11 protein-coding genes are annotated in these 15107 nt (G+C 65.9%); 5 read left to right on the plus strand and 6 right to left on the minus strand.

Translation table 11 applies throughout. The features are described 5' to 3' along the window. Positions 1–50 precede the first annotated feature (50 nt). Positions 51–1157 (plus strand): DUF2336 domain-containing protein, encoded by a 1107-nt coding sequence (locus BI327_RS19170; RefSeq protein ID WP_076862366.1) that lies wholly within the window; start codon positions 51–53, stop codon positions 1155–1157. Here BI327_RS19170 and BI327_RS19175 read toward each other — a convergent pair. Then, positions 1154–1792 (minus strand): NrsF family protein, encoded by a 639-nt coding sequence (locus BI327_RS19175; RefSeq protein ID WP_076862367.1) that lies wholly within the window; start codon positions 1790–1792, stop codon positions 1154–1156. The genes BI327_RS19170 and BI327_RS19175 overlap by 4 nt on opposite strands. A 2-nt stretch (positions 1793–1794) precedes the next feature. Next, positions 1795–2340, minus strand: a complete 546-nt coding sequence (locus tag BI327_RS19180) for a sigma-70 family RNA polymerase sigma factor (RefSeq protein WP_076862368.1) — start codon at positions 2338–2340, stop codon at positions 1795–1797. Positions 2341–2667: 327 nt separating this feature from the next. Between BI327_RS19180 and BI327_RS19185 the strand changes: the two genes are divergently transcribed. Then, positions 2668–3345 carry a hypothetical protein gene (locus tag BI327_RS19185; protein ID WP_076862369.1) on the plus strand — a complete coding sequence of 226 codons (678 nt, stop codon included), beginning with the start codon at positions 2668–2670 and terminating at the stop codon, positions 3343–3345. A 138-nt stretch (positions 3346–3483) separates the two neighbouring features. Next, the gene (locus BI327_RS19190; RefSeq protein ID WP_076862370.1) at positions 3484–4263 is read left to right on the plus strand and encodes an enoyl-CoA hydratase; all 780 of its coding nucleotides are present in this window, start codon (positions 3484–3486) and stop codon (positions 4261–4263) included. Positions 4264–4353: 90 nt separating this feature from the next. On the opposite strand, the gene BI327_RS19195 is transcribed toward BI327_RS19190, so the two are convergent. Beyond that, positions 4354–6222 carry an acetyl-CoA hydrolase/transferase C-terminal domain-containing protein gene (locus tag BI327_RS19195; protein WP_076862371.1) on the minus strand — a complete coding sequence of 623 codons (1869 nt, stop codon included), beginning with the start codon at positions 6220–6222 and terminating at the stop codon, positions 4354–4356. A gap of 241 nt (positions 6223–6463) precedes the next feature. Between BI327_RS19195 and BI327_RS19200 the strand changes: the two genes are divergently transcribed. Further along, positions 6464–7882, plus strand: coding sequence for a TolC family outer membrane protein (locus tag BI327_RS19200; RefSeq protein WP_076862372.1), 1419 nt, complete (start codon positions 6464–6466; stop codon positions 7880–7882). A 138-nt stretch (positions 7883–8020) separates the two neighbouring features. After that, entirely contained in the window at positions 8021–8989 is a 969-nt protein-coding gene (locus BI327_RS19205) for an amidohydrolase family protein (protein WP_076862373.1), read from the plus strand. Here the strand turns inward: BI327_RS19205 and BI327_RS19210 are convergent. The 3 genes from BI327_RS19210 to BI327_RS19220 all read right to left on the minus strand — a co-directional run bounded on the left by BI327_RS19210 (position 8982) and on the right by BI327_RS19220 (position 15025). Continuing rightward, entirely contained in the window at positions 8982–12116 is a 3135-nt protein-coding gene (locus BI327_RS19210; RefSeq protein WP_076862374.1) for an efflux RND transporter permease subunit, read from the minus strand. The two genes, BI327_RS19205 and BI327_RS19210, sit on opposite strands and share 8 nt — an antisense overlap. A gap of 88 nt (positions 12117–12204) precedes the next feature. Further along, on the minus strand, positions 12205–13452 hold the full coding sequence (locus BI327_RS19215) for an efflux RND transporter periplasmic adaptor subunit (protein WP_076862375.1): 1248 nt from the start codon (positions 13450–13452) through the stop codon (positions 12205–12207). A gap of 151 nt (positions 13453–13603) precedes the next feature. Further along, positions 13604–15025, minus strand: a complete 1422-nt coding sequence (locus tag BI327_RS19220) for a CoA transferase (RefSeq protein WP_076863060.1) — start codon at positions 15023–15025, stop codon at positions 13604–13606. Positions 15026–15107 lie beyond the last annotated feature (82 nt).

Consider the following 15107-nt stretch of genomic DNA (forward strand, 5'->3'; position numbering starts at 1 on the left):
TTCCCTATTCGGCGCCGGAGAAGCCGTCGCCACCGCTCCAGGACAGAGTCATGAGTTCGAAGCCCGCGACCGCCCCCGAAAGTCTGCTCGACGAGTTGCAGACAACCCTTGCCCACGGCACCGTCGCGCGCCGTGTCGAGACGCTGCGCCGCGTGACCGACCTCTTCATCAACGGCTCGGTGAACTATTCGGACGAGCAGATCGTGCTGTTCGACGACGTGTTCCAGTGCCTGCTGGAGCACATCGAAAACTCGGCCAAGGCGCTGCTCGCCAACCGCCTCGCCCCGCTCGACACCGCGCCGCCGCAGACCATCCGCACGCTTGCGTTCGACGATTTGATCGAGGTCGCGGGCCCCGTGCTGACACTGTCGCCGCGGCTCGACGACGACACCCTGATCGAAACGGCGCGCAGCAAGAGCCAGGCGCATCTGCTCGCGATCTCCAACCGCAAGACGCTGAGCGGTGCCGTGACCGACGTGCTGGTGCTGCGCGGCAACGACGAGGTGATCCAGAGCGCGGTCAACAATCCCGGCGCGGAATTCACCGAGCGCGGCTTCACCCGCCTGGTCAGCCGCGCCGAGGGCGACGACAATCTGTCGACCTGCGTCGGCCTGCGCCCGAACATCCCGCGCCATCTCTATCTCAAGCTGGTCGCCAAGGCCTCGGACACGGTCAGGCAGCGGCTCGAGGCCGCCAATCCGCAGCAGGCCAAGGAGATTCCGAGCGCGGTGAAGGAAGCCACCCGGCGCGCGCGCTCGGCACCCTCCGGCGTGACGCCGGACACCACGATCGCGCATGCGCTGGTCAAGTCGCTCTTCCAGGACGGCCGGCTCGACGAATTCCAGCTCGCCGCCTTCGCCGAGGCCGGCAAGTTCGACGAGACCAACGCCTCGCTTGCCGCGCTCGCCAACGTCTCGGTCAGTATCGCCGAGAACATGATGATCGAAACTCGCGCCGAGGGCGTGATGATCTTGGCCAAGGTCTCGGGCCTGTCATGGTCGACGGTGCGTTCGATCATCAACCTGCGCGACGACATTTCGGGCGGCGAGCCGACCGATTTGCAGGCCTGCAAGGACACCTATGAGCGGCTGCGGCCGTCGACCGCGCAGCAGGTGCTGCGCTTCCATCGCATGCAGCAGTCCGCGCCCGCGGCCTAGTACCGCAACGCTCGATTTCCCATCAGCGCGCCGACGCTCGCGACGATCGCGGTCGCCAGCGTGTACCAGGTGGCGACGAACAGCGGGGAATCATCCGTGCAGTGCGACGCATAGACGGTTGCCGCGAGCCCTGCCGACAGCAGGCCGGCAATGGCGCCGGCGACGGCCGGCCGCGCCGGCGCACCCTGCCGCAAGCCGTACAGCGCGCCGACCAGCAGCGGCAGCGACATCGCGGGAATCGCGGTCATGCAGGCCATCGAGTTCTTGCCGATCAGGCGCGTCATCATCGGCGTACGCTGCGGCATCATCATCTCGCCGCTGATGGCGGCAACGAGGATGCCCGCGGGGATCAGCAGCCACCAGCCGAAGCCGCGCAGCGAGGCTTCCGGCCGCGACAGATGCAGACTGACCGCGATCGCCGAGGCGGCGAGCGCCAGCGTCACCGCGAACTTCAGGTCGAAGAACGGATTATGCATCGCGGTCATCACGTCGGGCCGCACGCCGAGCTCGGCGAAGAAGATCAAGAGCGAGACCGGCGCCGCCGCCAGCAGTGCCAGCATCAGCGCGAGACCGATCGGACGCGTGCGATAGGCGTTGTCGGCGGTAAGGGTTCGAATGAGTTGATCGGTATCCATGCTCATCGGTCCCGTAATTTCGCGGTGAGGCTCGCAAGCCCACGATGCAGCGCGACCCGCACCGCGCCCTCGGTCATCGAGAATTTCGCCGCGGTATCCTTGATCGAGGCGCTGTCGACCGCGATCGACTGCAGCACGTCGCGCTGCCGCGCCGGCAAAGCCTGCAACTGGGCGGTGACCTCGCTGGGCGACGCCGTCGGCTCCGGTGTTTCGCCCGGCAGGGTCTCGGCAAAATCATCGATATTGACGAAGATGCGCCTGCCGCGGCGGCGCAATGCGTCGATCAGCTTGTTGCGCGCGATCGCGAACAGCCACGGCGCGAACGGAGCGCTCGTGTCCCAGGTCTGCCGCTTCAAATGCACCGCCAACAAAATGTCCTGCACGATGTCCTCGGACTGATCGACCGGTTGTCCCGCGCGCGCCAGGCCACGTCGCGCCGCGGCACGGAGTACCGGCGTGATGGCCCTGAGCAGGCGATGATAGGCCGCGTCATCGCCTGAAATGGCCGACCGCATCAGGTCGGTCCATTCATCCTCACGTTCGCGCACGCAGGCTCCTGAATTGCAATTCGGCCGATCTTTCAGTTCGTTACGCGGCAAGCCAAGGCATCACGAATTCGTGATAACGATCCCTCCGGCAACACCACGCCGATGATCAGCCTCAAAGAATCGCTCCGGCGGGTTTCCAGACGTCACGGCTCATAACACCGATCGGTCCGACAAGCATCGGGGCTCGCTGCCGCCGAGCACCTACTGGGAGGAAATTGCCCAGCTTTCGCCCCCTGAGGCCCGAAGATTCCCTTTTTTTGCCCCGGTGTGGACACGCAACGGGGTCTCATTTCGCCCTTGGGCGGGCAAAATGGGGAGATCATCAGAATGAAGATCAAAGCCAGCGGGCGCTTGGCCTTGATGGTTGCGACGGGGCTGACAGGGCTTGTCGTGTGTCTCGCAGCTCCGTTGCCGGCGCATGCCGCTCCGGACGCAGCAGCATCGAAATCCGACACGGCGACAACCGACACGTCCGCGCAGCAGAGTTCACGGCACAGCCGGCGCCATGCGCGCCATCGCTCATCCAAGCCGGACAAGACGGCCGACAAATCCGAGAGCAGGAACGCCGCCAGCGGTGCGGGCAGCGTGACGTCGGCGGGCATGCCCGCCACGGTCGCCAATGCCAATGCGGAGCTGACCTCCGGCGACGACAACGCGGCCGCGACGACGGTCAAGGCCAATGCGTTGATTGCCGCAGCCGACAAGCCCGCCGACCAGCAGCCTGAAGGCAATGTCGTCGCATCGGACCAGCTCAACGACGTCGACCGGGCCCTGCAGCAGGAGCAGCCGGCGGAACAGCCGCAGCCGGTTCAACCGCAGACCGCCGAGCAGGAGGCGCCCCAGGCGCAGCCACCGGCTGCCCCCGTCGCCGCACCCAAGCCGGCCCCGGTGCTGGCGAGCAGCGACAGTTCGAGCCTGGACCAGACGTCGCTGATCGGGAAGATCTTCATCGGCTTCGGCGCCCTGCTCACGATGGCCTCCGCCGCACGGATGTTCATGGCCTAGCCGAGGCGCGACCGGCGTGCGGCGCGGGTGCGCCGCACCGCGGCCCCAAGACCTCGTTTCAAGACCTCGTTTCAGCCACTTGATGCGCATCCCGCCAGCAGGCACATTGCCCGCCAAATCAGGCACGGGGTTTGCGCCATGGCTACGTTTGAATTCATCATCGTCGAAAGCAAGGGACCGGTCGGCGTGATCACGCTGAACCGGCCGAAAATGCTGAATGCACTGTCGTTCGGCGTGTTCCGCGAGATCGCCGCGGCGGTCGACGATCTCGAGGCCGACGACAAGATCGGCTGCATCCTGATCACCGGCAGCGAGAAGGCGTTTGCCGCCGGCGCCGACATCAAGGAGATGCAGCCGAAGGGCTTCATCGACATGTTCAACAGCGACTTCACCGCCATCGGCGGCGACCGCGTCGCCCGTTGCCGCAAGCCGACCATTGCGGCGGTCGCGGGCTATGCGCTGGGCGGCGGCTGCGAGCTTGCGATGATGTGCGACATCATCATCGCCGCCGACACCGCCAAGTTCGGCCAGCCGGAAATCACCCTCGGCACCATTCCCGGCATCGGCGGCACGCAGCGCCTGACCCGCGCGATCGGCAAGTCGAAGGCCATGGACCTCTGCCTCACCGGGCGGATGATGGACGCGGCCGAAGCCGAACGCTCGGGCCTGGTGTCGCGGATCGTTGCGGCCGACAAGCTGATGGAAGAGGCGCTCGCGGCCGCCGAGAAGATCGCCTCGATGTCGCGTCCGGCGGTTGCGATGGCCAAGGAAGCCGTCAACCGCGCGTTCGAGACGCCGCTTTCGGAAGGCATGAATGTCGAGCGCAACCTGTTCCACTCGACCTTCGCGCTCGAGGATCGCTCCGAGGGCATGGCGGCGTTCATCGAGAAGCGCAAGCCGGTCAACAAGAACCGCTAAAGCGCGATGAAATGAGGTTGAAGCGTCATCGCGCTTTAGCTTTTTGTTTGCGCATGATCTCATCGGAAAACCGCTTCGCACTTTTCCGGATCATGCGTTGCCTCCCCGGCTCCGTTGCAATGCCGCGGTGACGAGCGCGCGATAGGCGCGCTCGGCAAAATGCGTCGGCTTGTCGAGACCGAGCCGCGCCAGGCATTCGCGGTCGGCGGCATCGGGCGGATGCCGCATCCCCTGCCACAGCAGGCCGGCGAGTTGCAGCGGCGTGCGCTGAGCCTGCTGCAAGATCTGCAAGGCCGGGATCAGCCGCTGCTCGACATCGGTGAAGTCGCTGCCGAACGGGAATGACGGCAGGAGACCGGCGTCGCGCGCGGGCTTCAGCGCATCGCGGATACGCTCCGGAAAATTTTCGCGATGAGCCGCTGATATCTCATGGCTGCGCGGCAGCTTGCCGGCGTCCTTGGCCTGCCGCATCAGCTCGCTTTGGAAGCGGGAGTCCGACACCTGCAACATTGCGGCGATCACGTCCGCATCGGATTTTCCGCGCGTATCCGCGACGCCATATTCGGTGACGAAGATATCGCGCAGATGCCGCGGAATGGTCTCGTGGCCATAGGACCAACGGATGTTCGACTGCGTCTGCTTGCCGGACGGATGCGTTGCTTCCAGCGCCAGCACCGAACGCGCACCCTCGAGCGCGAAGGCCTGCGCCACGAAATTGTATTGGCCGCCGACGCCGCTCACGACCTGGCCATTCTCGAGACCGTCCGAGATTGCGGCGCCCAGCAGCGTCGCCATCATCGCATTGTTGACGAAGCGCGCGTCGAGGCGGGCGCGGCGCTTGGCCTCCTCGTCGCCGAAGATCTCGTTGGTGAAGGACACCGGCATCATCTGGATTCGCGTCAGTTGCTCGGCTGTCATCTCGCGCAGGGCGCGATAGAACGATTGCGGACCGAGGAAGAATGCGCCGTGCAGGATCACGCCGCCAATCTCGCGCTTGAGGATGCCGGCGTCGATCAGCCCGAGGAACGCCTCGAACAGCATCTCGCTGACGCCGTAGAGGCCCTTCTCGAACGGGCCGGTCTCAGCCGCCGCGAGTTGTTCGGTATCGGGAGCAAGGCGCCGCATGATTCCGCGGAATTGGGCGTTGTCGCGATGACGCACCACGAGCCCTTGCGCCAGCGCATCGCCGACCTGCCCGATCCCGATCTGCAGCGTCCCGCCGTCGCGGACCAGGCCGGCAGCATGCAACCCGATCGCGTATTTGGTGTCGCTGATCGGCTCCGACGGCGGCGCGAACAGCGGGAAGTCGGTATCGGGACTGTCGAGCACCGCGGCGAACTCATCGGCAGGCAGATCGCCGGGCCCGGGCATGAACGGCAGCTCCGAATTGACCTGGCCGATCAGCTTGAACGACGCCCGCCCCTGCGCACGGGCGCGCAGCACATCGAGCGTCGTGTCGGTGTTGCAGCTCAGGCTGTAGCGCGGCACGCCGTCGACCACCCGCTTGGCGACCAGCTGCGGCACGACATTCAATCCGCGCGACAACAGGTATGACGCCGCATGCGTGTAGTTGGCGGAAATGTAGTGCTGCTGGGCGAACGGCTGATGCAGCCACTGCCCTGCCAGGAAGAAGAACTCGATCACCTTGATGTTGGGCGGCAGCGCCCCGCGATGCAGCGCATCCGCATAGGCGAGATCGGGATAGCCGCCGAACAGGCGATCGATCACCGGACCGATGAAGCGCCGCTCGAGCAGGCTCTTCGGCTTCGGCTTTTCCAGCGTCAGTGCCGAGAACAGCGTCAGATTGATCGAGCGGTCGGCGACCGCCCGCGCATACAGCGCGTTGACGATGTGGTTGGCCTTGCCGAGGCCGAGCGGCAGCCCGACCACCAGTTCGGTTCCGACGTCGCGGATGATGTGCTCCGCGATCGCCTCGGGATCAGAGAAGAATGTGGGCATCTGCAGTGAACCCGGGCAGGCAGTGGATAACCGGTGCCGCTGAATCGGCGGCGGATGGTTTCGACTTATACTTCATACGACTGTTACGTTCGCCTGTGACGAACCGGCAACAGACAAGAACTGAAATGATGTGCAGATGTCGCACGGCGGTTTGCCTGTGGCGGCGCTGCCCCGTAAACAGGTAGATGTGTCGACGGCGTCGGCGGGGGCGGACTGCCGGGGTTTTGGTTTGCGGGATCACATGGTTGAGCGTGCCGCTGAGATTGGCGACGTAGCGAGGCGCGTGCTTGTGTCGGGCATCGGCCTTGGCGCATTGGCGTGCGCGCTGCTGGCCGGCGCCGCCGCTCGCGCCGAAAGCCTACCGGAAGCCCTGGTCAAGGCCTATCAGACCAATCCGCAGCTCAATGCCGAACGGGCGCGCCAGCGTGCGACCGACGAGAATGTGCCGCAGGCGCTGGCGGGCTACCGCCCCCAGATCATCGCCGGCCTCTCGGTCGGCCTGCAGGCGGTGCGCGACCAGCTGCCCGGCAACGTGATCCAGACCGCAACGCTGAAGCCATGGCAGATCGGGGTCACGGTGACCCAGACCCTCTTCAACGGCTTCAAGACCGCCAACAGCGTCCGCGTCGCCGAGTTGCAGGTGCAGTCCGGCCGCGAGGCGCTGCGCAATGTCGGCCAGGGCGTGCTGCTCGACGCCGTCACCGCCTATACCAACGTGCTGGCGAACCAGACGTTGGTCGAAGCCCAACGTGCCAACGTCGCCTTCCTGAAGGAGACCCGGGCAATCACCGAGCGCCGCCTCAATGCCGGCGACGTCACCCCGACCGATACCGCCCAGGCGGAGGCCCGGCTCAACCGTGGCCTCGCGGATCTCAACGCTGCCGAGGTCAACCTCGCGATCAGCCAGGCCACCTATGCGCAGGTGGTCGGCAGCCCGCCGTCGCAATTGCGGCCGGCCGACGCCATCGACCGGCTGCTGCCGCGCAGCCGCGAGGACGCGATCGCGTTCTCGCTCCGCGAGCATCCCGCCGTGACCGCCGCGGGTTTCGACGTCGACGTCGCCTCGACCTCGATCCGTGTCGCCGAGAGCAGCCTGATGCCCAACGTCTCCGTACAGGGCAGCGTCAGCCGCGCCCGCGATACCGACTCCACGCTCGGCACCTTCGGCACCGATCAGGCCTCGGTGATCGGCCAGGTCACGCAACCGATCTATGACGGCGGCACCGCCGCATCGCAGACCCGGCAGGCCAAGGAGGTGGCGGCACAGAGCCGGCTCGTGCTGGACCAGGTCCGCAATCAGGCCAAGACCGCCGCGGTCAGCGCCTGGGTCGCCAATGAGGGCGCCAAGATCGCCGTGTCGGCCTCCGAGTCCGAAGTGAAGGCCGCCGAGGTTGCGCTCGCCGGCGTGCAGAAGGAAGCCGCTGGCGGCCAGCGCACCACGGTCGACGTGCTCAACGCCCAGCAGGATTTGATCACGGCGCGGGCACGGCTGATCGGCGCGCAGCGCGACCGTGTGATCGCCTCCTACACGCTGCTCAGTGCGACCGGACGCCTCGACGTCAAGACGCTCAATTTGAAGACGCCGGACTACCTGCCCGAGGTGCACTACCATCAGGTCCGCGACGCCTGGCACGGCCTGCGCACGCCGTCGGGTCAATAGACCTTGTGGAACCGTTCGCACGGCGAACGGACCCTTTCCGCCCGCTCGCTCCGCCGATAACCTCCTGCCCCGCCGGCAACCGATAATGCCGGTGCGCGGTTCACGCGCATAACAGCCGAGCACGCAGGGAGACGTCCAATGCTGACGCGACGCGATATGATGCTGGCTTCCATCGCAGCCGGAGTGACCATGACCAGCAGCAACGCATTTTCCAAGGCGGCACAACCATCGACCCCGGTGAACTTCGACGTGCCTGCCGGCGCGTGCGACTGCCACACCCACATCCATGGCGACCCCGAGAAATTCCCGTTCTTCGCCGGCCGCGTCTACACGCCGGAACCGGCCTCGCCGGAGGAGATGAGCGCGCTGCACAAGGCGCTGCGGGTCGAGCGCGTGGTGATCGTGACGCCGAGCGTCTACGGCCCCGACAATTCGTCGACCCTGTTCGGCATGACGGCCCGCGGACCGACGGCGCGCGGCGTCGCCGTGATCGACGACAAGACCAGCGAGAGCGATCTCGATGCGATGCAGAAGGCCGGCTTCCGCGGCATTCGCCTCAACCTTGCGACCGGCGGCGTCAACGATCCCAACGTCGGCCGGCAGCGCTTCGCGGCCGCGATCGAGCGGATGAAGGCGCGCGGCTGGCATGTCCAGCTGTTCACCAGCCTCGCGATGATCTCCGCGATCAAGAACCTTGTCGCCACAGCGCCGGTGCCGGTCGTGTTCGACCATTTCGGCGGCGCCGAGGCTGCGCTCGGCACCGGCCAGCCGGGGTTCGACGAACTGGTCGCGCTGGTCAAGTCGGGCAAGGCCTACGTCAAGATTTCCGGCGCCTACCGCGCCTCCAAGCTCGCGCCCGACTACGCCGACGCGACGCCGCTGGCCCAGGCGCTGATCGCGGCCAATGCCGAGCGCGTCGTCTGGGGCACCGACTGGCCGCATCCGGATTCGGTGACGCCGCAGGGCGGGAAAGTCACCGAGGTGACGCCGCTGTACCAGATCGACGACGGCCGCCTGCTCAACCAGCTTCCGCTCTGGGCGCCGGACGCCGCGGTCCGCAAGGCGATCCTGGTCGACAATCCGGCACGGCTCTACGGCTTCACCTGACGTTGTCCTTCGGCCGGCGCGAGAAGTAGGAGATCAGCACCGGCAGCGTGATCAGGATCACCAGCGGCGCCAGCATCATGCCGGTGACGACGACGATGGCGAGCGGCTTCTGCACCTGCGAGCCGATGCCCTCCGACACCGCCGCCGGCAGCAGGCCGACGCCCGCCACGACGCAGGTCATCAGCACCGGGCGAAGCTGCAGCTCGCCGGTGCGGATCACCGCGCGCATCCGGTCATAGCCTTCGTCGATCAGCTGGTTGAACTGCGACAGGATGATGATGCCGTCCATCACGGCGATGCCGAACAGCGCGATGAAGCCGATCGCCGCCGACACGCTGAACGCAATGCCCGAGATCAGGAGCCCGAGCACACCGCCGAAGATCGCCATCGGGATCACGCTCATCGCGAGCATGGTGTCGACCATCGAGCCGAAATTGAAGAACAGCAGCACCGCGATCAGCACGAGGCTGATCGGCACCACGATCGACAGCCGCTTGATCGCGTCCTGCAGATTGCCGAACTCGCCGACCCATTCGAGATGCGAGCCGGGCGGCAACTGGACCTGCTCGTTGACCTTCTGCTGCGCCTCCAGGATCGCGCTGCCGAGGTCGCGGTCACGCACCGAGAACTTGATCGGCAGATAGCGCTCCTGCTGCTCGCGATAGATGTAGGCCGCGCCGGAGATCAGCTTGATCGAGGCAACCTCGCTCAGGGGGATCTGCGTGACCCCGCCATTGGGATTCGTTGCGCCGATCCGCAGGTTCTGGATCGCCTCCGCGCTCTTGCGGTATTCCGGCGCAAGGCGGACGATGATCGGGAAGTGCCGGTCGGAGCCGGGTTCATAGAGATCGCCGGCGGTGTCGCCGCCGACGGCGACCTTGATGGTGGCGTTGATGTCGCCAGGCGACAGCCCGTAGCGCGCCGCCCGCGCCCGGTCGACGTCGATCTGGACGGTCGGCTGGCCGAGCGAGGTGAACACGGCGAGGTCGGTGACGCCCTGCACCGTCGACAGCAGGGATTTGATCTTGTTGGCGGTGTCGGTCAGCGCCTGCAGATCGTTGCCATAGAGCTTGATCGAGTTCTCGCCCTTCACGCCGGACACCGCTTCCGAGACGTTGTCCTGCAGATATTGCGAGAAGTTGAATTCGACGCCGGGAAACTTGTTCTGCAACTGCGCCAGCAATTGCGCGGTCAGCACGTCCTTGTCGTGCGTGTCGGGCCAATCGCTGGCCGGCTTTAGCGGGGCGAAGAATTCAGCATTGAAGAATCCGGCGGCGTCGGTGCCGTCGTCGGGACGGCCGTGCTGCGACACCACCGACACCACCTCGGGACGGCTGCGGATCAGCTTCCGCATTTCGTTGACATAGGCGTTTCCTTCCTGCAGCGAGATCGTCGGCGGCAGCGTGGCCCGGATCCACAGATTGCCCTCTTCCAGCTTGGGGAGGAATTCGAGGCCGAGGAAGCGCACGAAGATGATGGTCGTGACCACGAGGCCGGCCGCGCCGGCCATCACGATCTTGCGGTTGCCGATCGCCCAGTTCAGCGCCGGCAAATAGATCGCATCGAGCTTCTTGACGATCCAGGTCTCGGTCTCGTGGATATGCGCCGGCAGGATGATCGCGCTCAGCGCCGGCGTGATCGTGAACGTCGCCAGCAATCCGCCCGCCAGCGCATAGGCATAGGTTCGCGCCATCGGTCCGAAGATGTTGCCTTCGACGCCACCCAGCGTGAACAGCGGCAGGAACGCGGCGACGATGATGGTCGCGGCGAAGAAGATCGAGCGCGACACGTCGGCCGCCGCCGACAGGATCGCATGGCTCTTCATCCCCATCACCGTATCCTCGGAGATGTGGCTCCGCTCCTCTTCCGACAGTGCCGTAGTCTGCGACAGCCGTCGGAAGATCGCCTCCACCATGATCACGGTGGCGTCGACGATCAGACCGAAATCGATCGCGCCGACGGACAGCAGATTGGCGGATTCGCCGCGCAGCACCAGGATGATCACGGCGAAGAACAGTGCGAACGGAATCGTCGCGCCGACGATCAGCGCGCTGCGCAGGTCGCCGAGGAAGATCCACTGCAGCAGCACGATCAGGAGGATGCCGACCACCATGTTGTGCAGCACGGTGTGGGTGGTCAGCTCGATCAGGTCCTTGCGGTCGTAGATGCGCTCGATCTTGACGCCCGGCGGCAGGATCGAGGAATTGTTGATCTGGTGGACCAGCTGCTCGACGCGGGCAATCGTCGGCGAGCTCTGCTCGCCGCGACGCATCAGCACGATGCCCTGCACGATGTCGTCGTCACTGTCGATGCCGGCGATGCCGAGCCGCGGCTTCTCGCCGATCGTGACAGCGCCGACATCCCTGACCAGAACCGGATTGCCGCCCGATTGCGAGATCATGGTGTTGGCGAGATCGTCGATCGAGCGGATCAGGCCGACGCCGCGCACCACGGCCGATTGCGAGCCGATGTTCACGGTGTTGCCGCCGACATTGATGTTGGCGTTGGAAACCGCCTGCAGCACCTGCGGCAGGGTCAGGCCGTTGGCGACCAGCTTGTTGAAGTCGACCTGGATCTCGTAGGTCTTGGTCTTGCCGCCCCAGCCGGTGACGTCGATCACGCCGGGCACCGCGCGGAAGCGGCGTTGCAGCACCCAGTCCTGCAACGTCTTGAGGTCGAGCACGCTGTAGTTCGGCGGGCCCTTCAGCCGGTAGCGGAAGATTTCGCCGATCGGGCTGGTCGGGGAGATGCCGGGCTGCACGTTGCCGGGCAGCGGTGCGAGCTGCGACAGCCGGTTGAGCACCTGCTGCAGCGCCTCGTCATAGGTGTAGTCGAAAGAGAACTGCAGCTTGACGTCGGACAGACCGTACAGCGAGATGGTGCGGATGGTCTTGAGGTTCTTGATGCCGGCGACCTGGGTCTCGATCGGGATCGTGATGTAGCGCTCGATCTCCTCGGCCGAGAGGCCCGGGCTCTGGGTCACGATGTCGACCATCGGCGGGGTCGGATCGGGATAGGCCTCGATGTTGAGCTGCTTGAACGCAAGCAAACCGCCGATGAAGACGGCGACGAACATGGCCACCATCAAGTAGCGGCGATTGACGGCAAGGGCGACGAGGCGATCCATTCAGATCGGCGCTTTCAGCTGGAAGGATTTTTCTTGTTGAGCATGGTCGATCCGGAAAGCCGGTTTCCCCTTTTCCGGATCATGCATCTCAAGTGCCGGACGCGGCGCGGTCGATGAAGAGGCTTCCCTTCGTCACGATCTGCTCGCCCGGCTTGAGGTTGCCGGCGACCTCGACGAGATCGCCATTGATGAGGCCGGGCTTGATCTGACGCAATTCGATCGTCTTGTCGTCGGTCCGCGCGACCCAGACGCGGACCTGATCGCCCTCATAGATCAGCGCCTGCTTCGGCACGCCGACCGCCGGGTGATCGCCCTTCGAATACAGCGTCACGTTGGCAAACATCTCCGGCTTCAGCCGCATGTCGGCATTGTCGATGGTGGCGCGGACCAGGAGGCGGCGCGACGTCGCGTCGATCGCGGCCGCGACATAGTTGACCCGGGCGTTCAGCACCTTGCCCGGCAGCGCCATCACGCTGAAGGTGAGGTCCTGTCCGACCGCGACATTGTCGGAGTCGGATTCGCGAACGAAGGCGATCAGCCAGACCGTCGAGAGATCGCCGATTACATAGACCGGGTCGCTGGCACCGGTCGAGACATACTGGCCGGGACCGGCCTTGCGCTGAACCACGGTGCCGCCGATCGGCGCAAACACCGTCGTCTCCGGATTGAGGCGGCCCTTCTGCTGCAGCGTCGTGATGGCTTCATCGCCGAAGCCGAGGATGTGCAGCTTGTTCTGCGCGGCTTCCAGCAGCGTCTGCGCCGAGCGCGCATCGTTCTGCGCCTGCACCAGCGCGGCCTGCGCCTGCTGATAATCCTTCAGCGGGATCGCCTTGCCCTCGGACAGGTCCTTGGCGCGCTTCTCCTGGATCTGCGCCAGATCAAGCGCCGACTGCGCCTTGTTGAGGCCGGTCATCGCGGCGACGTAATCGTTCTGCGCCTGCACGGTGTCGGCCGCCTCGATCACGAACAGCGGCTGCCCCTTCACCACGGCATCGCCCGGCCGCACCAGGAGGCGGGTGACGCGCCCGGTGTAGGGCGAGTAGACCGGCGTGGAGCGGTCCTCGTCGATCCCGATCTTGCCCTCGGTCACCAGCTCGGAGCGGAAGGTGTGCTCTGTGACGGTCTGGAAGGTCAAACTGGCCCATTCGGCCGCCGACGGCGTGTAGCGCGTGCCGCCCTTGCGCGACTGGCTGGAGACCTCCGAAGGTGTCTGGTTTTCCGAGCCGAAACGCGTGTAGCCATAGGCCCCCGCGCACGCGACCGCCAGCACCGCCGCGGCCACGACCAGGCGCGGGCGGCTAAAGCTCTGCATTCTCTTGGTAAAGTCTTTCAGCATGCGGTCCGCGGGGTCGATCGTTGCAGCTTCCGGCGGGACAGCCCCAGCGGTGCGCTAATAGTGCCGAATTGGCGTTTCAAACAACCTAAAAATCGCACTTCGGCGACGCCCGTTGTTAAAGTTTGCATAGCCTGAACGGCTGCTGAATGTCTCATCCGGGAAACTCCGGGGCAGGAAACTTTGGGGTAGGAAACGCCGGCGGGTGGCAGCCGAGCGGCATGGCGGGACGGGACCAGTGCGCCGGGGTCCTCGACAGGACCGCCGCGTGCCGGACCGAACTCAGCGTGCCAAAGCCGGACGGCAGCTGCTCGATGAAGGGCCGCACCGCCTCTGCCTTGAGGTCCTCGGTCGCAAGCCCCGCTTCGAGGCGGCCGAGATACCACAGCCAGCGTCCGGTTTGTGCCAGCGACACCCGGACGTGCCAGCTGCCGCCCTCGCGCGCCTGGCGGGCCTTGGCCATCATGGCGCCGAACGCCATGAAGTACCCGGTGGCATGGTCGAGCATCTGGGCCGGCAATTCCTTCGGTCCATCGACGCCGGCGGCCTGCCCTTCGGCATGATTGAGGCCGGTCGTGGTCTGCACCAGCGAGTCGAAGCCGCGGCGCTCCGCCCACGGGCCGGCATGGCCGTAGGCCGAGAGCGTCACATAGACGATCCCGGGATTGATGCGCGCCGCCTCCTGCGGTGAGAAGCCGAGCCGCGCGATCGCCTGCGGGCGATAGCCCTGCGAGAGAATATCCGCCTGCGCCACGAGATTGCGCATCACATCCCGCCCCTGCTCGTTACGCAGCTCCACGAAGCTCGAGAGCTTGCCGCGGCCGGTGTCGATGGTGAGCCACGGGATCGCTGGCAGATCGGGACCGGAGATCAGCAGCACGTCGGCGCCATGCGCCGCGAGCGTGCGGCCGGCGACGGGACCGGCGATCACGCGCGACAAATCGAGCACACGGATGCCGGCCAGCGGCCGGTCGCCTTCCGGCCACGGCTTTGGCGCGGCCTCGCCGATCTTTTCGATCGAGATCAGCGGCAGCTTTGCCAGCTCTTTCGCATGCGGGGTCGCCGACCATTCGTCATAGGAGCGCATCAGGGCAACGACGCCTCCGGCGGCATAGGCCGCGGTCTCGAACGCTTCGCCGTCCCATTGCAGCAGCGCGGCCTGGACCGCGTCCCGCTCGGCATTGCAGCCAAGCACCTTGCAGACGGCGTCGCGGTGATGCGGGAAATTGGTGTGGAGACGGACGAAGCGGCCGTCGCGGACACGGTAGACGCCGGCGATCTTGTCCCAGGCCGGTGGCGGCGGCTTGTCGTCGACGCGCAAATAGCGCTCGCTGCGGCATTCGACGACGGCATGGCGCATGTCGACCGCGACGTCCTGCGTCTCGCCGCTGCGGGCCTTCCAGATCTCGGCCGCCGCAAGGCCGGCTGCCGCGATCGGAGCCTGTGCCGCGGCCGCGACCCGAAACGACGACGGCAATTGCGGCTCGCTGCCGGTCAGCGTCACCGCATCGAGCGCGGACGGCGCGCCACCGGCGCCGGTCCAGACATCGGAAAGGATTTCACGAATGTCCTGCATGCGCATTCCCGTTTGCGATTATTCTATGCCCGGGCATGATGACAAAAAGGCGGTGCCGATCCCAATCGTCTTTCAGGAAACC

This window comes from Bradyrhizobium mercantei (genome assembly GCF_001982635.1).
GTDB classification, from domain to species: Bacteria; Pseudomonadota; Alphaproteobacteria; order Rhizobiales; family Xanthobacteraceae; genus Bradyrhizobium; species Bradyrhizobium mercantei.